The organism is Nostoc sp. (assembly GCF_036917355.1).
Classification (GTDB): Bacteria; Cyanobacteriota; Cyanobacteriia; order Cyanobacteriales; family Nostocaceae; genus Nostoc.
Map to the genome: position 1 here is coordinate 248,471 of NZ_JBALDP010000061.1, position 20,975 is coordinate 269,445.

The window sequence follows — 20,975 nt, forward strand, 5'->3', positions numbered from 1 at the left end:
GTATTATCTATATTTCATAGACAATATTTTTTATCAATGCGTCAGACAAAACCATCTAATTAATTTTATCTGATTCCTTTCATCACAAACTTTCTGCTTCTGCGATCGCTGTCGAACTCATGTTAATCTTAAAAATCAATGATATTTCTTGAACTCGTTCTACAAAACTTTGGCCCCTACAGTGGAAAACAGGTAATCAACCTTAACCCAAAAATTGATGAGGAAACCTCACACCCAATTATCTTATTAGGTGGGATGAATGGCGGCGGAAAAACCACTCTTATGGATGCCATTCGTCTCGCCCTTTATGGCGCTCGTGCCCAATGTTCTACCCGTGGTAATTTAAGTTATAGTGATTTTCTCAATCAATGTGTTAACAACAAAATAGATCCAGTTGCAGACACCCGGATTGAATTACTTTTTGAACATATTGAAAACGATAAACCAATAAAATACCGTGTTGTGCGTAGTTGGACAAAAAATCCTAAAGATGGTAAAGATACATTAGGGATTTTAGGTGACAGTGATACATGGCCTGATGCTTTAGTTAATATTTGGGATGAATATATTGAAAATCTTTTGCCATTAGGGATTTCTAACTTATTTCTTTTTGATGGTGAACAAGTTAAAGAACTCGCAGAACAAGAAATACCGCCACCAGTTGTAGTAGACGCAATACGCGGACTTTTGGGGCTAGAGTTAGCAGACCGTTTAGCAGTTGATTTAGATATCTTAGTTAACCGTAAACTTAAAGAAGTTGGTAATAGTAAAGATTTAGCAAACCTAGAGGAAATTGAAAGTAGGTTAACTCAACAGCAAGAAGATTATCAAACCACAGAAGAGAAAGTAGAAATTCTCAAAAATCAGGTAGAAGAGTTAGAACAAAAGCAGCAAGAAGCCTTTGATAAATTCATTTCTGAAGGTGGGAAGATTGCAGCAGAACGCAATCAACTAGAACTACAGCAAAATACAAAAACTGCGGAAATTGAAGAAGTACGTCAGTCAATGTGTGAATTGGCAGCTGATGTTTTACCTCTAGCATTAATTCCCAATTTGCTTAATCAGGCGCAGACACAGGGCGAAAAAGAATTTCGCCATCAACAGGTACAAATTTCTAAAGATTTGTTACTTGAACGAGATCAGCGTTTACTCGCTTGGCTAAATCAAGTAGAAATTTCTCCGATACAAGTTGACAAAATCCAATCATTTTTAATCCAAGATGTAGATAATTTATATGCAAAGACTCTCCAGACGGAAGCACCTTGGTTATTAGCTGATGATGAAACTTTAAGTCAACTAGATAATCTTATATATCACTTACAAAATTCTAAAATTTCTGCAAAAGAGAAATTAGCTATTCTTAGAAATAAAGAAGAAGAAATTCATACTTTAGAAAGACAAGTGCAAACAGCAGCAGCACCAGAAGATTATACAAAGCTGCGTCAAGCACTAGAATCGGCACAAAATCATGTCGTTGAAGCTAAAGCAAATTACGAAACGATCCGCCGCCGTTTAGCTGAATTAGAAACTATTATTGCTAAGTCAAAAAGAGAATTAAGTGATTATACTGTAGAAAATATTAAACATAAAAATAGCGAACATATTATTACTTCTGCGGCTAAAGTCCAAAACACACTTAAGATTTTTCGTGAAAAATTAACCCTGCGAAAACTTAATAAATTAGAGGAGGAAGTTAAAAATTGCTTCCTTTATCTCCTCCACAAATCAGACTTAGTGCATCGCATCACTATTGATACTAAGACTTTCAGCCTTTTGCTTTACGATTTAAATGGTAAATCTGTGCCTAAACATCGTTTATCAGCAGGTGAAAAACAACTACTTGCGATCGCATTCCTCTGGGGTTTAGCCAAAGTCTCTGGACACCGCCTACCAGTAGCAATCGATACGCCACTAGGTAGACTAGACTCTTCTCACCGCAGTAACTTAGTTGAACGTTACTTTCCATCCGCCAGCCATCAAGTAATTTTGTTATCTACGGATACTGAGATTGGAAAGAAAGAAGTGGAAACACTGCGAGAAAATGAAGCGATCGCTCGTGAATACCTGCTCAAATACGACTCCTCCACCCGCCAAACAACAGTGGTAGAAAATCAATATTTTTGGTGATTCTTTTAGTGGGATATAGTATTTACTTTGTCTCCACATAAATTTCTCTACCAAACTGCCTAAATTCATCATCGAGATAATATAGCGAATTTCGGATTGCTTGGCGTAGTTTACAAGCGGGTTCCAGGCAATCGCGCTCGTAGTCCATTAATGTTAATTCTAAATGAGGATAGAGAATTTTTAGAAAACCTGATGCTGATTTGAGAATAGCATTTTGGTCGCGAATAGTCACATTTTTGGCAAATTTAGTATGCTGTTCTACATAGAATCTGAAGCGATTATCTTGGCGTAGAGATAGCAATACTTCACCAAAAAAATCCATTTTTAACCCAACTTGAGAAGCTATCATTTCTTTTTGAAACTTCGGAATTTTCCAACCGGGAACAATACCAGATAATCGGTCTAATAATGCAGTTTCAGCAAAAAACTTAGGGAGGTTAGCAATTAAATTATCTTCATTGCGTGGTTCTAATTGATCGTCTAATTCAATATTAGCTAGCATCACTAACCCGCAGTCACTAGAAATATCTGCAAAACCAGAGCGATTATAACGACCACTAGCCAGATAATTTTTAAGTGGGCCAATCACTTCTTCAGGATTATCGAAGGTTAAACTTTGAACTTCATCTAAAACCACAACTTCATGACGACCGAGTAGCCCAACTTCTTTAGTTCTGCCGTTGATAAACAATTGGGCAGGAGTAACTTTACCACCACTAATTAAAGTAACTTTACTACTGATATTTTCAAAAAAGAAGCTTTTTCCAGTACCTTTAGGAGCTAATTCTATGACATGGTAATTAGCTTCCACTAATGGTAATAACCTAGCCAATATCCATGTTTTAGCTTCCTGCTGATAACTGGGATGCTGGGGATTAAAACCCATTGAGCAAAATATTAAATCCCGCCATTGTTGTGTATTGAATTTTGCCCGACATTCTGCATAGCCTTGTAAATCAACTTGTGAACATTGAAATGGTTCAAAATCCATCACTTCCACTTTGCCATCGGGCAGCATAGCCAGAGTAATTTTGCCCCATATTCCTTGGCGTAGCAGTATTTTATAACGTTCGACAATATCAGTCGCAATGCTACATTCAGTCAAATTTAATACAGGAATTTGTGCTAATGGTTCAGGAATTACTCTTCCTCCCTGTTCTAATTTAATGCGTACCTGCATTAAAGCAATGAGTTTTCGGATTTCCCCTTGAGTGAGGTCAAAAATAATTTCATTCCGGTCATCTTTCCGGGGAAAAGCTTTTTTAATAAAACTATTGATTTTCTCTAATTCTATTGATGTAAGTGTTCCTGAACCGGGCACTATTTTATCTAACAACCATTCAGCCACAAAACTAGGCACGCCAATAGAACTTAGTCCGCTAGATGGTAGTCTAGTTTTATCAATACAGAGATTTCCGAAAACCTCACGAACCAAATCGTTATTATAGGTTGCTGCTTCCCAAGAATTCATCTATATCAAATCCACTACTATATATTTGGTTAATAATAATTTTTGAGTCAGGAGTTAGGGCAGTGCTTTCAATTTCAGTACAGGTAAATCTAAAAGTTAAATTGCCAGATAAAGATAAGTTATTTCCCGGAGAATTTGGGGGCAATGTGGGTACTTCGGGAATTATTATCTGAAAACTGAAGCGCTGATTAGCAGGAATTTCTTGTTTTAATAGTTTTCCCTGCTGAAAATCAGGTAGTTCATGAATATATACGCACAGGTCTGTTAGCGGCACTGAGTTAGGATTGTCAATAGTAATTTCTAGTTCTCCTGCCTGTTTGGGCTTACCTTCACCAAAGCAAAAAACCAGTACAGGAAGACGTTGGATCGATTTTCGCAGAACGGATACACCGACCACAACTTCTTCAGGAAATAGCCCACCGTGAGAACCGATAATTTTTTTATTGCTAGTGTAGCTAAAAGAACCTAAGCTGGCGGAGCCTTTAACAATACTAATATCGTGAGGAAGACCGTAGCGATCGCCTTCTAAAACCACAAACCTAGTATCATCAGTTTTACCGATCGCCATTCTCCCCTTGGCTTCCAGTTCTGGGGGGCAGTGGGTGATTTTTTCGGAAGTACCCATCATTTGACCATGATCGCTGGCAATAACGATTCTTAGCGCATCTGGATCGGGGTATTGTTGCAAACAGTAATCAATTTTCTTGGCAATGCCTTCTAGAGTGTGGGGACGGTCAAGTTCGTAAAGGCTTTGCCAATCTTTTTGAGTGTGATAAAGACTATCGAAGATATCTGTATCCCAACAATACAACTTAGAAGTCTTTTTTCTTAAAGCGCTGTAAAGTCTGTCAACTTGTCTATCTGTATAACGTTTGCCCATACCCATTTTCACAAAAGCTTTGCCAGCATCCGCAACCCAAGCAGAATCACTGGGCAACAATTGAGCATATAGGCTCCATTTGGCATACTCTGTTTTAGTGGGCAAAATACTAAACCGAGGCTCAATGGCAGTTTCTACAGCCAGTTTGTAATTATTCGTTAGTAAAGCCAAAAGTTCTAGATGATCTAACCATCCTAAGCCATCGACCACAACCCAAAAAACAGGACTATCTTGGCAAAGATTTTGTACTTTTGATGCAACGCTGTAGTTGAGGTAGGAATTTTCTACTGAGTCTACCTGCATTTGGGGGTAGTGCTGGAGCATCCATTTGACAAAGCTATCCGCCAAACTATCACTAATTTTTGGTGCAACGGGAGGTTGCTTAATAACTTCCCAGCGACGGAAGGGCAGGTAATCTTTTGTTGCCCAAGCTAAAGCTTGCCCAGGAGTAGCATCTAAAGCCAGGGGTTGGGGGGGATGTTGATTAAGATTGAATTCTTGCTTCTGCTGAGGGCTAAAATAAGGGGTAACTTTGGCTTCCCTGGCTTGATTAATCCAGTTAGGTCGATTGCCAAGAACCTTGTAAGCACAATTTGCAATTCGCTCCATACCTACTTGGTTCGCGGGCATTAGGGTATCCAGAACTTTACCTTCGGTGCGAGAGATGAGTTGTTCCCAGTAGTTGTCAAACTCTTGTTTGAGGAAGTCGGGAACTGAAAAAGGATACTTGCCGATGTCGTTGAAGACTGGTTCTGCTATACCTAACCAGCGACGTAGGAACAATAATTTATCTTCAGTCTGGTAATAGTTTGCTAACTCATGTTCCTTGAACCCCTGTTGCCAAACTCGCTCTAGGGGTTTGTACTCTTCTGGAATTGGAATTGACAACCAAGTGGCGAGATGTGAGATTGAGGGATCAGCAAACCATATCTGTCCATTACTGTTAATGATATTGTCTGCCAAAAAGTGGGCAATGGGGTTGTCTTGAGGATAAGAATCTAACTTGGTAGTCAGAATCAGTAATTGCTCATCAGTCCAGTCATGGGGTAACGGTACATTAGCAAACAATTGCCTTAGTATGTTGCGGGGATGTTGCTTAATCTCCGTGATTTCCTCACTTCTATTCCACGATCGCAGCCAAGTTTCTGCCCATTTGCATAATCGCTCACCTCTTACCCAGCAAGGCTCGGCACTGACACCAAAGAACTGTATCCATTCCACCTCTGTTGTAATTTGGATATAGCCGGAGGGAATATCGTATAATCCAGTAGGGTCTAATATGATATGTTTATTGCTCATCCGTCTTTTCTGAGAGAATTTGCCCTAACCTCTCGTACACATTTTGTTGCTCTAAACGGGAAAGTTGCCGTAACAGTACGAAAATTTGATTGGTTATATCTTTATTCCGTTCCTCAACGCATTGACGTTCTATATTCTCTAGTAATTGAATTTCTGTAACACTAATTAAGCTAATATAATCAGATTTTTCAGCTTGAATTTGCTCAAGTAGATTGTTTGCTATCTCTAGTTTCTCCGCATTATCAACCGATTGGTTTATTTGAGTAAAACTGTTTTCTAAATCTTTGACCCATTGCTGGGCAGCAGCTTGTTTTTGTTGGAGAATTTGCAATTGTTTTTGTTCATATTCCTGTATTTTATTCCTAAAATTTGCTTCTAACTGAGAAATTCTGCCTTGAAAGCGGTCAGCATTATAAATATTCAACTCTCCACTAGTAATTATTGCCAAAGCATCATTACAACTGGGAATAGAATCACTTTGTTGATAACGAATTTCTAGACTTTGTATTTGCTCTAGATCATGCTTTAAACTCTGAATTTGCGGTTGTAATTCTTGGTAATTTCCGTAATCAGCCGAATCTTGAAAGACAACATCAAGCTTGACGTATTCTGTATTAATAATATCTAATTCTCTGAGATTTCTTACTGACCATAGTTGAGTGAGGAGATTCGCCAGACTAGAACGATCGCTAGTGATTTTGTTTTGAATTGACTGCACAATTTCAGCAAGTTCATCCTGAAACTTATCAGGATAATTGAAGCGAGATTGTAAATTTTCAATTTCTTGAAGCGCTGCTTGAGAAAGATGAATAGTTTTGATTTTTGTTGCAGAATTGCGAATATTCTGCATAATTTCTGTATCTTCAGCTTGCTTTTGCCCTGCTTCTGCCTGCTGCCTAATGTCTGTTAATCTGATATTGCTGGTACGGAGGCCATTTTGCAAACTCTCAATTAAGTGGGGAGGCAAGTCTGCAATTTGGGTAATCTGGTCAATAATTCCTTGAATCTCAATTTTATAAGTATTGCAAGCTTCTTCGGTAGATAGTGACTCAGCACGCTTGTTTTCTGCTGCTACAAGTTGGTCAATTTTATTACTGACAGTTTGAAATGCTTGAGAGAAGCGATCGCGTTGTTGTTGTGTTGGTAAAATTGAGTTGTTTGGCGATCGCTTCAACAGTTGCGGGTAAAGTGGTAAAAGTGCTGCCAATTGTGCATCATGAGGTAAGTTTTCCACAGCTTGCACTGGTTGTAACCACTTGTCAATTTCAGCAACCGCAGCACTCATCTGCTTTCTATTCTTAGTTAATTCTTCTTTCTCTAACCCATCCGATTCATTAGATTCTAAAAAAGCAGTAACTGCCTCTAGATACTCCTTCGCCTGATCGTAATAGTTTATTAGCGATGCCGAAATCGGCATTTCTGCTTGTTGGCGGCGAATCAGTTTGGACTTTTGTTTAACAATCCACTCTTCAACAAATGCAGTGGGGTTTTGCAGAATATCAGTGCTGCCCCAATTCTGCACAGACTTAGCCTCTATAGAAACAGACTCGAATTTTTTGGTAGTAAGTTTGATGCGTCCTTTTAAACTAATTTCTTTGCGATGAATTGCCAACCACCCTGCTAGCAACATGGTAAAGTTATACTCACTATAACCAAAAGGTGGCGCAGAAAGTACTTGCCAAATTGTTTCTAGACTAAAAATCTTTTGTGGCAATCCTTCTAAATCAGTTATTTCAGAAATCTTATCCCAGGCAGCACGGATTTTTTCATTAGTTGGTTCTTGAACGATATATTTATCAGATGTTTTCTTAAATAAACCCCATAACTTGACAAAAATCTGGTCAATGACACCAACGAAAGAACCGTCAGGCAGATTTTGACTGAAACTATTTTCTATAAATATTTGTGTTGCAGTCCATCTTACAATTTTTTTACCTGTCGGATGGTCTGAACGCATTTTCTCTATTTTATCCACAGGAGGAACGAAGGGATACAATTCTTGTAGAAGTACACTGATTACCCTTTGAGCTTTGTGCTGTTCCGCAGATGGAATTTTTTCGATTTCCACACAATAATAAGTGCAATTATTGAATAACCTCGTTAACCGTGTGTTTGCTTCTTCTTGCCAACGCTGAAGCTGTTCTTGATAAGCTTTTCCCGACAGTATTTTATCAGCAGCATCCGTCTCTTCAAGAGTTTTTATCTGTAGAATTACACGGTCTAAATTCCCGGTTTCTTCTCTAGGAATAGCAACGGCAATGTAATTTTGAATTGGCGATTTAGATAAATAATTAGCTACAGTATTACGAAACTCTTGCAACTCCTCTTGAGTCTCTGTTAGAACATAAGCTAAAATCCCCTTCTCTTTGGTATCTCTCAGAATCCGATTGTTCTCTAGCGCTTTAATGAATTTATCAATACTATATATCTTACGTTCAAACCGCCAGTCTTCATGCCATAACTTGTTATCTTCGACAAACTTTGTAGCACTAATTATATTAGATTTATCTTTTTTGTCTTGTTTAAGAATATTAATTCTATCACAATAGGCGACAACATCATTAATAGAGGTTGTTTGAAATCTGATTTTTTCTTCAATCTCTTCTTGAATAACTTTAGGGTTAATTCCTTCCCAGAACCGATAAAGCTTAATTTCTGGTCGGTGGTAAATTAAGTCTCTTTCCTTTTCTAGTTTATCTAGTGCTGTCTGGAGTCTCAATTTAGTTAAACCTGTTAAAACTACTAAAATCTCTTGATGTTCTTCTTGGTCTGCTTTGGTAAGTTTTTCTCCACTAGCTTCATATAAAAATAAAGCTTTAATAACCATTAATTCGTCGTCATTGTCAGAACCTGCAACCAAATCCACAGCTTTTTTATAGTGATTATAAACCGAGGAATTAGAAAAGTTTTCAATAAAGGTATCTACTAAAGCAATGGGATAAATGTAATTAAGTTTTCCAGCATTTTCTACAGGCTGAGTTGCAATGAAATTTTTGACATAGCCTTTTATAAACTGGATAGCAGTTCTATCTTGGGTAAAATCAAGGTTGCACAGCAGATAAGCCGTCAGAGGATGGAGGGGAAAACAACGCTCGGATAAGTGGGTATAAAATTCTTCAAAAGACCAGCCTTTCTTTTTATAAATTTTAATTCTTTGTTCATAAGCTGTTTCAGCTTCTCTCCTCAGAGTGTTATGCCATTGGGAACGAAATGTTTGCCAAGTAGATGCATTTTTTACCAACAATAAATTCTCTATAACCAGTTCTAAGCTAGAAGAAGGGTTGTAAGTAGTCCCATCTTTTGGTGCAAGGCGAGTTGCAATCTTTTGGTATTCTGGTATTACATTGGCAGAAATCCCAACTCCTTGAGCGGGATGAATTTGGGTGAAACTTAAAAGAGCGATTTTGCCTTTGTAGTTTTCGCAAATGTTGGTAATATTTTGCAGTGCAGTACCTCCAGCACCAAGATCATCTGCTGCCCAAGCTTTCAGATATTGGTTTAGCTCATCAAATAAAATTAAAATTCCCTGGTAGTGAGCATTTTCACCAGTACAACGATTTTTTATCAAGTCTTCTAGAATTGCTTGGATATTTATATCAGCAGCAAAATCAGGAGTAAATCCCGTGATTTCAAAGGCAACTTTTTTAACAATCGATATAACACCAGAGTTATTTTCTCTAAGTAAGCGAATGAGAGAATTTAAATCACCATCAGGATTACCAATGCTTTGGAGATATTTTTCTGCTTTTACCCTATTCTCTGGATTCAAACTTTCCAAGTAGCGTAGGGGTTCACTGCATATATGTTGTGCCAAAGAATCCTGAATACCTGCTTCTTCCAGATTTTTGACAAGTTGTTGCAGAAATTGCTTTCTAATGTCGCCGCCTTGATCTCCACTAAGACAGATAACCAAATGTTGGTGGCGTTGCTTTTCTTTAAAAAGCTTCAAATTTCCAGATACAGCCTGACTTTTCCCAGATGTTGCCTTTTCTACTTGTGATAGAACCCCTTGCACTTCCTGACTGTGGAAGGTTTTTTTGAAAAAATTGGCTACAGCGATCGCAAAATGAGACTTACCCTTACCATATTGTTGAATCATCAAATGGATATTCGGCTGATTTGGACTATGATAGCTACGGCGCACCGCATCCAAAATACCAACCGTCGATAATTCAGGTTTTGTTAAGTCGTAATTAAAGATAAAACTCTCACACAAAAGCAAATTCTTTTCTAAATCATCCAACATGCCAAAGTTGACAGAACTGGCAATACTACCCTTTTCGTTGATTTCAACAAGTTGGTTGAGGAGCATAATCAATTAAAATAGCAAATGCAAGGTGATAATTATCCTGAAGGAATACGCTTAATTCGCTCTGATGACCAATTTTTGGGTGCTAGTTGCTGAGGTAACAGTATCCACAAAAGTTTTTCTAACTTCCGAGTTTCTTCCAGTTGCTTCCAGAAAAGGGTAATGTGACTGCCAGATGTCACCTGTAGATAAGTAATCAGACAATCTAACCCTTCCAATAAAACAATCTGCTTATTAACCCCAGAACACATTGACTTGATCGCATCCAATTCCAGATCCAAATTATGATGAAGCGTGAGAAAGTTTTCTCCCGGATGAATCCTTTGTAACAAATTTTTTCGGTAGTTAACCCGTTCAGCATTATTATCAAAAGCGATACGTACTAGTTCAGTTTCGTCAGGCGTATCCCACAGTAGCAAGTGAATTCTGTCATCGGGTCTAGCATTTCGCAGCAGGAAATCAGCTTTATCCGTCATAAGCTTTTTCCAGCAGTGCCAAAGGTTCATCCCAGCGCGGAATAACTTGAAAAGGAGGTACTGCCCGTCGCTGTTCGATGATGCCGTAAGCTTCTAGTGCATTTAACTGTTCCTGTAGTGTGTCTGCTTTGATTCCCAGTACAGCAGCAATTCCCATTTTCTGGTTCAAGATAGACTCGGTAAGAACAGATCCTTCGCCTTTAAAGTCACGTTCCCACAGCTTGGCTAGGAAATATCCCACCAGGTAAGAGTTAGGTAAATGGGCATTTCCAGCAACATATTTATCCTCTTGTTGAGTGATAAACTTGCAGGATGCTAAGGCTTGAAACTCAATGTATGCCCGCAAGATAAATTTGATTCTGTCAGCAATAACTTTGCTTTCTTCTTCAAACTCTGAAGCAATATGATACAATAATTCCTCGCTAGTAAATTTACTATGACGAGGCAAGAACGTATATACAAAGTAAGACCATCCACCCCAATCCACAGGATTTTCTGGTGTTTCTTGTAGTCCTTTATCACCAAAACTTAAATAAAAGTGCATCAACCAGTCTGTAATATTTGACTCAAAGCCTGAGTCTAATCGCAAGACAATTTCCCCTTCCCGACTGGGGCGATTATTCTTAATTAACCCTGCACGTACTGCCCAACTTTTTACTCGTCCTACTTTGCCATTACCTAAACTTGTTTTCTGCATCAAATTAGGTAACGTATCATTCAAGCCTTTTTCTTGAGCAGACGCATGAAGTATTCTATTGATTTCGTCTTTCTTAAAAGCAAAAGATCCATTAAAATGTAATTGCAATTTAGCCATAGCATCCCCTGTAAGTACAAACTTATTTTTAATATGCTTTAACTAGCCTTAGTCAAATTTCAAAGCATAATAAAAAAATTTAGCAATCCTATTGAATTTGTAAAAATCATTTTTCCAAATAACAGGAATAGCCTGTTCAAAATCCTCCTTTTTAAGGAAGATATAAAGTTTTAGATACCTCAAATATTACTTTTAAAACATCCTTTTATATACGTAAACGCACATTGTACCAAATTAACTAACAAGTAGTTAACTATTATGAATTAAGTGAAAGGATAATGTAGAGTATTGCTTTAACTCTAATCATGGAATCACCAATCGAAAGAATTAAACTCTCTCAAACAGCCAAAGACCAACTTACCAAACTTAAGCGCAGCACCAAAATCGACCAATGGAATATCCTATGCCGTTGGGCGTTTTGCCGTTCTCTCGCAGAAGCAACTACACCTTCCCCCGTCCCAATTCCCCAGGATAGTAATGTCGAAATGAGTTGGCGCGTTTTTGGTGGCGAAATGTCTGATATACTCCTTCTCGCCCTCAAGCAACGCTGTCACAATGACGGTTATCCCACCGATAAAGAAACCCTCGCCACCCAATTCCGCTTACATTTACATCGCGGTATTGGCTACTTAGCAGGCGATCCAAATATCAAGAAAATTGAAGATTTAATTGAACTAGCGGTTAAAAATTGAAAGGATATTAGTTGACTGTTAACTGTTCACTGTTAACTGACAAATAATATTATGCCTGAAGCGCTAGAAATCGAGCGTCATAGAGCTGCGATCGCTCGCACTGACATATCTCGCCCCGTGCGATTGGCAATAGAAGGGTCAATCCTCAATCAAGACACCACTTTTTTTGACTACGGCTGCGGCTACGGTGGCGATGTCCAGCGAGTAAAAAACTTAGGCTACACCAGTGCAGGCTGGGACCCTTACTACTATCCCGATGTACCACGCACCCCCGCCGATGTGGTCAATTTGGGTTACGTTCTCAACGTCATTGAAAACTCAGATGAACGCCGTCAAAGCCTGATCCAAGCCTGGGAACTCACCGGGAAAGTTTTAATTGTCGCGGCTCAAATCCTGATTAACGCTCCCAGCAAAACCCAACTTGCTTACAATGATGGCATTGTGACGCGCCGCAATACTTTCCAGAAATATTACGAACAACAAGAACTCAAAACTTATATTGATGAAGTCCTAAATGTCGATGCAGTGCCGATCGCACTAGGCGTTTACTTTGTTTTTCGAGATGAAGCTGAAAAAGAAAGTTACAAAGCTATCCGCTTCTTTTCTACCACCTCTACACCGCGAGTCCGTATCCCCACAAAGCGGTTTGAAGACTATCAAGAACAACTGCAACCATTAATGGCTTTTTTTACCAAGCGCGGTAGACTACCCGTGAAAGGTGAATTGGAAAATGAACAGGAATTACTCAGCGAATTTGGTAACTTTCGCCGTGCCTTGGGTGTAGTTTTGCAAGCTACTGATGAGGCTGAATGGGATGCGATCGCTTATCGTCGTTCTCTGGATATCCAAGTGTATCTCGCCCTGACCCACTTTGATAAACGCCCTGCATGGCAGAAGCTAGCCCCAGAAATGCGTCGCGATATCAAAGCCTTTTTTAGTAGTTATGAAGAAGCTTGTCAAGTAGCCGACCAAAAGCTTTTCAGCTTAGGTAAACCTGGGGTGATTCAAACTGCTTGCGAAAAAAGCAAAATTGGTAAACACACACGCGGTGCGCTTTACGTCCATGTTTCGGCATTAGCAGCACTTGATCCCGTACTACGAATTTGTGAAGGTTGCGCTAGCCGTACTATTGGGCGTATCGATGAAGCGACATTAATCAAATATCACACTGACAAGCCGCAAATATCCTATCTGTCTTACCCTGAATTCGATACCGATCCCCACCCGGCGTTAAAAGCCAGCATCGGTATTGATTTAAAAACCCTCTTCGTCACTCATCGAGACTACGAAACTAGGGCAAATCCGCCGATTTTGCACCGGAAGGAAACATTTGTTACCAGCAACTACCCTGGTTACGAAGAATTTGCTAAACTCACCCAACAAGAACAGGAATTAGGATTGCTCAATAGCAAAAGCGACATCGGTACTCGTGAAGGTTGGGAAAAATGCCTCGCTGCCCACAGAGTCGAAATCAGGGGACATCAGGTTTACCCAATTGAAGAAAGTTAAGAAAACGCTGACGCTATAAGGTTATCCTGAATTTGTATTTAACCCAAGTAAATCTTGGTAGTTTGTCATGTTTGCGGAAATTCACACAGCAGCTTTGGCAAGTTTCAATCCCCGATCGGGATTATATAAGGAACTCCTGCCGCTCCGATAATTCAAACCTTTATAGGTACTAGTTACATGATATATTTCTCTATTTCCTCGTTAGATTTTATTGATATTTCCTCAAAAAAGGCTAAAAGTTGAAACAATGAGGAAAATTAAATCACTACTGGGAGTTTTCGGTAGTCGCAAGATGGCGGCTTTATTATTTTTAGGTTTTTCATCGGGTTTACCGTTATTGTTAATCGGTAATACTTTAAAGGCTTGGATGACCGTAGAAAAGGTAGATTTAGCCGCTATTGGTTGGTTTAGCCTTGCCAGTTTGCCTTATTCGTTAAAGTTTCTGTGGTCGCCACTGCTGGACAGGTTCGCCTTACCAGTTTTGGGACGACGACGGGGTTGGTTAATTTTGACGCAGATTGCTTTGATTGTAGCGATCGCATTCATGGCTTTTCAACAACCCAAACAAGCATTACAGCTATTAGCAATCAACGCCATAGTCATCGCTTTTATCAGTGCAACTCAAGATATTGCTGTTGATGCCTACCGTACCGACGTTTTAGAAAAACTAGAAATGGGGGCTGGTGCAGCAGTTTTTATCTTAGGCTATCGAATTGCCCTATTAGTCGCAGGTGCTTTAGCCTTGATACTTGCTGACAAACTGCCTTGGTCATCGGTTTACTTGTTTATGGCAGGGACAATGGTAATTGGTATTCTTGCCACCTTGTTCGCACCGGAACCCAAGGAAATTAGCCCTCCAGGTTCTCTGGCTGATGCTGTCATCTTGCCGTTTCAGGAATTTTTTCAGCGTCAAGGGATTATCAAAGCGATTCTAATGCTGGCATTCATTACCCTATACAAGCTAGGTGACGCTTTGTTGAGCAATATGACCACGCCTTTTTTGCTGCAAACAGGTTTTACCAAAACCGACATTGGGGCAATTCAAGTGGGGATGGGGTTAATTGCGACGATTGTCGGTGCTTTAGCAGGTGGTTCAATTTTGAGTGCTATTGGCATCAATAGATCGCTTTGGGTTTTTGGTATTCTACAAGCAGTAAGTAATTTAGCTTACTTTCTTCTAGCATACATCGGTCAAAACTACCAAGCTATGGTACTTGCCATCAACGTAGAACAATTTTGTGGTGGATTGGGGACAGCAGCCTTTGTTGCCTTTTTGATGAGTCTTTGTAACCAGCGGTTTTCCGCAACTCAATATGCTTTGTTATCCAGTTTAATGGCTGTCAGCCGCGATATTCTGGCGGCCCCTGGAGGCGCGATCGCCCAAAGCACGGGTTGGCCTGTATTTTTCTTAATTACCATCGCCGCCGCCGTACCAGGACTACTCCTATTACCAGTATTTGCCCCCTGGAACCCTCAGCCAGTGGCAGTATCCAGACCAGGACTTGAGGACGAAGAAGAGGATATATGGGGAATCAAGTAGTTATTGCTGTCGGCACATTCATCCTCTTACTCACTGGTTTATTACTTGGGTATGTTCTCTCGCAGTTAGTTCTGGGATTTCTAGCATTTAACCTCCTAACTTTTTTCGGAACACTCAGCCTAATTTTAATTTTTGGTACACTTTATTACGTTTTATTTTGGCAGTTGCGGAGAGAGCAATCCCGGCCATCAACTCCATCAACCATCAATCAAGGGATACCAACCCAGGTAGAGGAGGGTTCATCTGATAGCTATCTCAAAAACAGGCTAATTGCTAAATTATCTGGTGACACTGCCGCTGCCGAACGGTTAATTGAACAGGCAAAGGAAACTTATCCTGGGATGCCGGAGAATTGGTATTGCGAAAGAGTGCTTGATGACTTGGAGAGCGATCGCCAGAGGGAGTAGAGGAGCAGCACTTCTCTACGAGAGGCTTCGCCAACGGCTCCCTTCGGCTCCGCTCAGGGCAAGTCGCTCAGTGACCGAGCGAGGAGCAGGGGAGCAGGGGAGCAGGGGAGCAGGGGAGCAGGGGAGCAGAGAAGAATAATTAATCCCTAATGCCCAATTCCCAATGCCCCATTCCCATGTACAAAAAATTGCTAAAATCAATCAAGAATACTTCACAAATCTTCAGCTAGGTTCTCATAAAAGTTCCTAGCTTCTTGCAATTAAAATATGGCTATTTTTCGTCAATACATCGCTCCAGTGCTTGTAGTACTGGTATTTGTTTTTGCTCTAGTAGCAGTCAGCGCCCGGATATTTTTACCGTCCGATATGGCAGCACCCGCACCAATTGAAGAGGTAGAGGTAACTTCTCAACCTACTCCCACTGATTTACCTCCAGCAGCACATAACTTAGCTAGCTAAGTCAATAAATATCAGCAGTGTCTGAGCAATTATTACCTGGATACATTATTCGCCGTGGCTCCCTTTTAGAGCGATCGCTACTACTCAAATTCATGCAGCGAACTTACCAGGATCTCTTTCCCAACCAGGATTTTTCCCACCTAGAGCAAACAGTTAAGCAATACTTTTCTAGCGATACGCCTTTGTGGTGGGTAGAAGAGGAGGGGGAGCAGGGGAGCAACACTTCGGCTCCTTTCGACTTCGCTCAAGGCAAGTCGCTCAGCGATCGAGGAGCAGGGGAGCAGGGGAGCAATAAAAAATCTCTCTCCTCTGCCCCTCTGCCTCTCTGCCCCTCTGCTCCCCATCCCCCTATCGCTTGCCTTTGGGTAGGCAATGCTATAGATCAAGTACATGGGAACCGTCATGCTCACATCTTTATCCTCTACGTTGTACCAGAACATCGGCGGCGGGGTATTGGTACAGCCTTGATGCGATATGTGGAAAATTGGGCTATTCAAAGAGGCGATCGCCAGATTGGCCTGCAAGTGTTTCAATCAAACAAACCCGCATTGAATCTTTATAATCAGTTAGGTTATCAAACCCAATCCATCTGGATGGTAAAATTCCTGAGTGCAGAAAAATAAACTCAAAAATAGCGATAACATACTGTAGCGTCTGAGTTATAGAGGTTCTCGTTTGGATAAAACTCAACGAGGAAGAAAGGAAAATGTATAAGAACCCAACTAATATATATAAAGCTTTAACTTATTAGCGCGGGGGATTATGTGTTAATCCCTTTTCGGGATTGAAATCAAATTATGTATGACGAAGACGATCTAAGCCTACTCGATATTGAGGAGGAGCTAGAAAGCCCCTTAGATAAAATAGAGCCGCTAACTGCCGAATCAGTTGTGGCAAAGCCCGATCCAGAACTGATGCTAGCCTTGCTGGAAAATCCCCAGGCCCAGCAAAGAATGTTAGCGGCACGTGCTTTTTGTGATATTGAAGATGCGCGTGCTACCCCCCATTTGATTCGCCTGTTAACTGATACCTGTCCCTTGGTGCGGGTAAGTGCAGCTTATGGCATCGGACGCAATCCCAGTTTAGAAGCAGTGAGTCCGTTAATTGCTCAACTAAACAGTGATTGGAATGGCTATGTGCGTAAAGGTGTAGTTTGGGCTTTAGGAAACTGTCGCGATCGCCGTTCTTTAGCACCCTTAGCAAACGCCTTAAGAACAGACATTTCCGCAGTGCGTTTGTGGGCTGCTAGCGCCTTAGCACAGATGGCAGAAGTCGGTTATGAAGCAGTTATCGGGGCAACACCACCATTAATTGAAGCCTTAGTCCAAGATCCCGTGGCAGCAGTGCGGAGTAACAGTGCTTGGGCAATTGGTCAGCTGTGCCGCGAATTGCCTTCTAATGTAGTTTATGCCACAGCGATCGATGCCCTAATTCAAGCCTTTGCCGAAGATCAAGATTTGGGAGTCCGGGAAGACGCCAAAGCCTCACTATTAGGAGTGGGCGATCCCCGTGGCTTGCAGCTGATTGAAACCTTGGAACAAGAAGGGTGGTTTTGATTTGGGAATAGGGCATGGGGCATTGGGCATTGGGCATTATTCTGCTCCCCTGCTCCCCCATCCTACTGTCCTTCAGCTACAGGTTTGACCAAATTTAAGTCATAAGGGCGCTCAGTATCATCCTCACCCAAATATTCACCATTTTGAATTTCCAGAATAATTAGCGGAATATGTCCAGGATTTTCTACCTTATGTAGTGTTGCTGCGGGGACATAAGTTGATTCGTTCCGATTCAGTAATATTTCCGCGTCGCCACAAGTCACTTTTGCCACACCGGAAACTACAACCCAATGTTCATTGCGGTGATAATGAATTTGTGGTTTAATTCCGTGCCTGGGCTTAATTTCCACACGACTAATTCTATAGGTTTCTCCCTCCTCGATTACCTCTACCTCACCCCAATATCGTGTACCTGAATGTGGAGATAATTCGTTGATATTTGACTGAGTATTATTTTCATTGGGAGTCATAATTAATTTCTCAACCAGATAAGTATTAGTATTTATCAGTAATTTACCGTAAACGAGATAAACCTGGGTAGGGAGATGCAGTCACAACGTCTTTATTGATGACAACTGCTCTAACTTTACTTTAGGCAACAGATCCTATCCGTAAATTTCTAAATGTTTGAATACGTGAATTGTTCATTCCCCCGTATACTGAATCCGATAAATCCGATTATTGGCTTCTTCTGTTAGTAGTAAACTGCCATCTGGCAACACGAGTAAACCTACAGGCCGTCCCCAAGTGCTGGGTACAGAAGGATTTAGCAAAAATCCTGTGAGAAAATCTTCGTAGTAGCCAAGCGATCGCCCTTTAGCATCGAAGGGAACAAATACAATTTTATAACCAGTGCCGCGATCGCGATTCCAAGAACCACGAAAAGCCGCAAAAGCACCGTTCTGGTATTTTTTGGGAAACGTTTTACCATCATAAAACTGCAAACCCAATGCTGCGGAGTGCGCCTGAAACAGTACATCTGGTGTTTGAGTACGAGCTACTAAATCAGGACGTTTACTTTTGTCATCCGTCTTTTGGCGCGGATCGAGGTTATTTGGTGTTAGATAAGCATAGGGCCAGCCGTAAAATGCCCCCTGTTTAACGCGTGTCAAATAGTCTGGCACCAAATCATCGCCAATTCCATCCCGTTCGTTGACAGTGGTATAAAGTTCCTTAGTTATAGGATGAAAGTCTAAACCAACAGGGTTACGCAAGCCGCAAGCGAAAGTTTGCTGCTGGGAACCATCCAAATTCATCACCTGTATTGAAGCCCGTGGTAGAGGTTCCTCATCTACATTGGTTCCCGATCCAACTGAAATATATAATTTATTGCGATCGGGTGAGACAACGACATTGCGCGTCCAATGATTGTTATAACCTTGAGCGGGCAAATCGGCAATTTTTTCTCCCTTACCTGTAATCTGGTTTTGACCTTGAGTATAGGGAAAACGCACCACAGCATCTGTATTTCCCAGAAAAAAGGAATTACCTGCAAAAGCCATTCCAAAGGGTCTATTGAGTCCGTTGTCAGTACTAGCAAATGTTTCTCGAACGTCAGCTACACCATCAGCATCGCTGTCACGCAACAAACGAATGCGATTTTGCCCAGTTTCAGTCACTAATACATCACCACTGGGAGTTAAAGCTAGCCAGCGTGGGGCATCTAAACCTTCGGCAAAGACGTTTACTGTAAAGCCTGGTGGTACGCGCAGCACCGGATTTTGGGGAATGGGCACAACTTCAGGGCGCTTAGAGGCGCTTTCTGTTGCGAAGGGTGCTGGTAAATTCTTCAGATTGATGCGGATGGGTGTAGGTGAAAGTGCTTCAGTACGGACAATATTTTTTGGCTGTGTAGAATTCTGTGTTGGTTGAGTAGAAGGTACAGATTTTTGAGGTGTAGGATTATCTGAGTTAGCGCGAGTCTGGTTACAGGCTGCTGCCAAAATCATTAAAAAAACTGGCAGCAAAAAACGCGCAGGAACTTTCATGGTGGTAGACACTATACACAATGTTCCTACTCTAGACTTTAGGCTTAATAATTGTCGCCAGTCAAAAGTTTGATTTTTCTTAGTTAGTCAACCTATTAACAATTCAAAAATAAAGCATTAGTGACTAAATTCTATTCTCAATGCCCAATGCTCAATATTTACACATACAAACATTTGTTAGTGAACAAAAAATTTTCAAATTCTGCTGCTGGTAAGGGACGACTAAATAGAAAACCTTGCATAGAATTACAGTTGTGTTGGCGTAAAAAACCTAGTTCTGCTTCTGTCTCTACACCTTCAGCCACTACATCTAGATTGAGATTATGAGCCATCTGAATTAATGCCTTAGCGATGGCTGACTTTTGCGAATCGTTAGCAACATTATGGATAAAATAACGGTCTATTTTTAATGTATTAATTGGTAAGTTTTTCAGATAAATCAAAGAAGAATAACCCGTACCAAAATCATCGATCGCGATTTTTACACCCAAAGATTGCAATTTACTCATAGTAGCGATCGCACTATTGACATCTTGCATAATCATACTTTCAGTGAGTTCTAGTTCTAGGTCATGTGGTTCTAGATTATTCACGGATATAAAATTAACTACATTATGAATAAAATCTGGCTGGTTAAATTCAATTACTGACAGATTTACAGCAACAATCAAGGAACTAATTCCAGCATCACGCCAGCTTTTGATTTGTTGGCATACCCTTTTTAATACCCATTTCCCAATCGGAACAATTAAACCTGTAGACTCTGCTAACGGAATAAATTCTGTTGGATAAATCATCCCTAATTCTGGACTTTGCCAGCGCAATAAACTTTCAGCACCTACTATTTTTCCCGATGCAATATCGACTATTGGTTGATAATAAACTTCAAATTCTTGAAAATTATTTTGTTTTATAGTTCGATGTAAACTAATTTCTAACAATTGCATTTTTGGAGACAAGTTATTAATGACAGTCTGAGGAGATAAATACCTTTTTAAAGTAGCGTATTTTTCCAACCTGTTCATGATGGCACTTAATAACTCAGATCGAGTGAATGGCTTAGTTATATAGTCATCTGCACCCATATCCATACCTTGACGAAAGTCAGATTTGGCAGATTTGGCAGTGAGAAATATGAAGGGAATTGTTGCTGTTGATGGATCTTGACGTAATGCTGTTAGCACGCCATAACCGTCAATTTCTGGCATCATCATATCACAAAGAATTAAATCAGGAGCTTCGGAGATAGCCAAATGTACTCCGATTCTGCCATTAGCTGCAGCAATAGTTTCAAAGTCCTCAGCTTCTAGCAAATCTAAAATGTTTTCACGGACTGCTTCTTCATCTTCTATTATTAAGATTTTTGGCATAAATTACCTCATATTTAGATTTTATTATTTAATGGCAACATCCAGCAATATTTATTACAAATTTCATTATACTTGCCC

16 protein-coding genes are annotated in these 20,975 nt (G+C 40.4%); 8 read left to right on the forward strand and 8 right to left on the reverse strand.

What is annotated here, in order from left to right; all coding sequences use genetic code 11:
* Window positions 1–138 precede the first annotated feature (138 nt).
* The gene (dndD, locus tag V7K53_RS18230) at window positions 139–2,127 is read left to right on the forward strand and encodes a DNA sulfur modification protein DndD (RefSeq protein ID WP_335198878.1); all 1,989 of its coding nucleotides are present in this window, start codon (window positions 139–141) and stop codon (window positions 2,125–2,127) included.
* 22 nt (window positions 2,128–2,149) lie between these two features.
* Here the strand turns inward: dndD and brxL are convergent, their stop codons facing one another.
* Genes brxL through V7K53_RS18255 form a run of 5 tightly spaced genes read right to left on the reverse strand, consistent with a single transcriptional unit; the run spans window position 2,150 to window position 11,376 of the window.
* The gene (gene brxL, locus V7K53_RS18235) at window positions 2,150–3,598 is read right to left on the reverse strand and encodes a BREX system Lon protease-like protein BrxL (RefSeq protein ID WP_335198879.1); all 1,449 of its coding nucleotides are present in this window, start codon (window positions 3,596–3,598) and stop codon (window positions 2,150–2,152) included.
* A complete protein-coding gene (locus V7K53_RS18240) occupies window positions 3,570–5,777 on the reverse strand; it encodes a hypothetical protein (protein WP_335198880.1) in 2,208 nt (735 codons plus the stop codon). Before V7K53_RS18240 ends, brxL begins: the two co-directional genes overlap by 29 nt.
* The gene (locus V7K53_RS18245; RefSeq protein ID WP_335198881.1) at window positions 5,767–10,089 is read right to left on the reverse strand and encodes a hypothetical protein; all 4,323 of its coding nucleotides are present in this window, start codon (window positions 10,087–10,089) and stop codon (window positions 5,767–5,769) included. The genes V7K53_RS18240 and V7K53_RS18245 overlap by 11 nt, the downstream gene beginning before the upstream one ends.
* 32 nt (window positions 10,090–10,121) lie before the next feature.
* Window positions 10,122–10,562, reverse strand: a complete 441-nt coding sequence (locus V7K53_RS18250; protein WP_335198882.1) for a hypothetical protein — start codon at window positions 10,560–10,562, stop codon at window positions 10,122–10,124.
* Window positions 10,552–11,376 carry a DUF4007 family protein gene (locus V7K53_RS18255; protein ID WP_335198883.1) on the reverse strand — a complete coding sequence of 275 codons (825 nt, stop codon included), beginning with the start codon at window positions 11,374–11,376 and terminating at the stop codon, window positions 10,552–10,554. The genes V7K53_RS18250 and V7K53_RS18255 overlap by 11 nt, the downstream gene beginning before the upstream one ends.
* A 305-nt stretch (window positions 11,377–11,681) precedes the next feature.
* Between V7K53_RS18255 and dndE the strand changes: the two genes are divergently transcribed.
* The 7 genes from dndE (at window position 11,682) to V7K53_RS18290 (ending at window position 17,539) form a co-directional block, all read left to right on the forward strand.
* Window positions 11,682–12,068, forward strand: a complete 387-nt coding sequence (dndE, locus tag V7K53_RS18260; RefSeq protein ID WP_012410821.1) for a DNA sulfur modification protein DndE — start codon at window positions 11,682–11,684, stop codon at window positions 12,066–12,068.
* Between the two features lie 51 nt (window positions 12,069–12,119).
* A complete protein-coding gene (locus tag V7K53_RS18265) occupies window positions 12,120–13,577 on the forward strand; it encodes a DNA phosphorothioation-associated putative methyltransferase (RefSeq protein ID WP_335198884.1) in 1,458 nt (485 codons plus the stop codon).
* 247 nt (window positions 13,578–13,824) lie between these two features.
* Window positions 13,825–15,117, forward strand: coding sequence for an AmpG family muropeptide MFS transporter (locus V7K53_RS18270; RefSeq protein WP_335198885.1), 1,293 nt, complete (start codon window positions 13,825–13,827; stop codon window positions 15,115–15,117).
* On the forward strand, window positions 15,102–15,524 hold the full coding sequence (locus V7K53_RS18275; RefSeq protein WP_094353027.1) for an ABC transporter permease: 423 nt from the start codon (window positions 15,102–15,104) through the stop codon (window positions 15,522–15,524). The genes V7K53_RS18270 and V7K53_RS18275 overlap by 16 nt, the downstream gene beginning before the upstream one ends.
* Window positions 15,525–15,791: 267 nt before the next feature.
* Window positions 15,792–15,983, forward strand: a complete 192-nt coding sequence (locus V7K53_RS18280; RefSeq protein WP_335198886.1) for a hypothetical protein — start codon at window positions 15,792–15,794, stop codon at window positions 15,981–15,983.
* A 17-nt stretch (window positions 15,984–16,000) separates the two neighbouring features.
* On the forward strand, window positions 16,001–16,606 hold the full coding sequence (locus V7K53_RS18285; protein WP_335198887.1) for a GNAT family N-acetyltransferase: 606 nt from the start codon (window positions 16,001–16,003) through the stop codon (window positions 16,604–16,606).
* A 174-nt stretch (window positions 16,607–16,780) separates the two neighbouring features.
* Window positions 16,781–17,539 (forward strand): HEAT repeat domain-containing protein, encoded by a 759-nt coding sequence (locus V7K53_RS18290; protein WP_335198888.1) that lies wholly within the window; start codon window positions 16,781–16,783, stop codon window positions 17,537–17,539.
* Between the two features lie 62 nt (window positions 17,540–17,601).
* Here the strand turns inward: V7K53_RS18290 and V7K53_RS18295 are convergent, their stop codons facing one another.
* The 3 genes from V7K53_RS18295 to V7K53_RS18305 all read right to left on the reverse strand — a co-directional run bounded on the left by V7K53_RS18295 (window position 17,602) and on the right by V7K53_RS18305 (window position 20,897).
* Window positions 17,602–18,009: a phosphomannose isomerase type II C-terminal cupin domain gene (locus tag V7K53_RS18295; RefSeq protein WP_181928464.1), complete on the reverse strand. Its 408-nt coding sequence runs from the start codon at window positions 18,007–18,009 to the stop codon at window positions 17,602–17,604.
* 174 nt (window positions 18,010–18,183) lie between these two features.
* Window positions 18,184–19,527: a PQQ-dependent sugar dehydrogenase gene (locus tag V7K53_RS18300; RefSeq protein ID WP_335198889.1), complete on the reverse strand. Its 1,344-nt coding sequence runs from the start codon at window positions 19,525–19,527 to the stop codon at window positions 18,184–18,186.
* A 158-nt stretch (window positions 19,528–19,685) separates the two neighbouring features.
* Window positions 19,686–20,897: an EAL domain-containing response regulator gene (locus V7K53_RS18305; protein ID WP_335198890.1), complete on the reverse strand. Its 1,212-nt coding sequence runs from the start codon at window positions 20,895–20,897 to the stop codon at window positions 19,686–19,688.
* Window positions 20,898–20,975 lie beyond the last annotated feature (78 nt).

Coding starts and splice junctions, on each gene's coding strand:
- dndD (WP_335198878.1), top strand. CDS start 139: ATGATATTTCTTGAACTCGTTCTACAAAACTTTGGCCCCTACAGTGGA.
- brxL (WP_335198879.1), bottom strand. CDS start 3,598: ATGAATTCTTGGGAAGCAGCAACCTATAATAACGATTTGGTTCGTGAG.
- V7K53_RS18240 (WP_335198880.1), bottom strand. CDS start 5,777: ATGAGCAATAAACATATCATATTAGACCCTACTGGATTATACGATATT.
- V7K53_RS18245 (WP_335198881.1), bottom strand. CDS start 10,089: ATGCTCCTCAACCAACTTGTTGAAATCAACGAAAAGGGTAGTATTGCC.
- V7K53_RS18250 (WP_335198882.1), bottom strand. CDS start 10,562: ATGACGGATAAAGCTGATTTCCTGCTGCGAAATGCTAGACCCGATGAC.
- V7K53_RS18255 (WP_335198883.1), bottom strand. CDS start 11,376: ATGGCTAAATTGCAATTACATTTTAATGGATCTTTTGCTTTTAAGAAA.
- dndE (WP_012410821.1), top strand. CDS start 11,682: ATGGAATCACCAATCGAAAGAATTAAACTCTCTCAAACAGCCAAAGAC.
- V7K53_RS18265 (WP_335198884.1), top strand. CDS start 12,120: ATGCCTGAAGCGCTAGAAATCGAGCGTCATAGAGCTGCGATCGCTCGC.
- V7K53_RS18270 (WP_335198885.1), top strand. CDS start 13,825: ATGAGGAAAATTAAATCACTACTGGGAGTTTTCGGTAGTCGCAAGATG.
- V7K53_RS18275 (WP_094353027.1), top strand. CDS start 15,102: ATGGGGAATCAAGTAGTTATTGCTGTCGGCACATTCATCCTCTTACTC.
- V7K53_RS18280 (WP_335198886.1), top strand. CDS start 15,792: ATGGCTATTTTTCGTCAATACATCGCTCCAGTGCTTGTAGTACTGGTA.
- V7K53_RS18290 (WP_335198888.1), top strand. CDS start 16,781: ATGTATGACGAAGACGATCTAAGCCTACTCGATATTGAGGAGGAGCTA.
- V7K53_RS18295 (WP_181928464.1), bottom strand. CDS start 18,009: ATGACTCCCAATGAAAATAATACTCAGTCAAATATCAACGAATTATCT.
- V7K53_RS18300 (WP_335198889.1), bottom strand. CDS start 19,527: ATGAAAGTTCCTGCGCGTTTTTTGCTGCCAGTTTTTTTAATGATTTTG.
- V7K53_RS18305 (WP_335198890.1), bottom strand. CDS start 20,897: ATGCCAAAAATCTTAATAATAGAAGATGAAGAAGCAGTCCGTGAAAAC.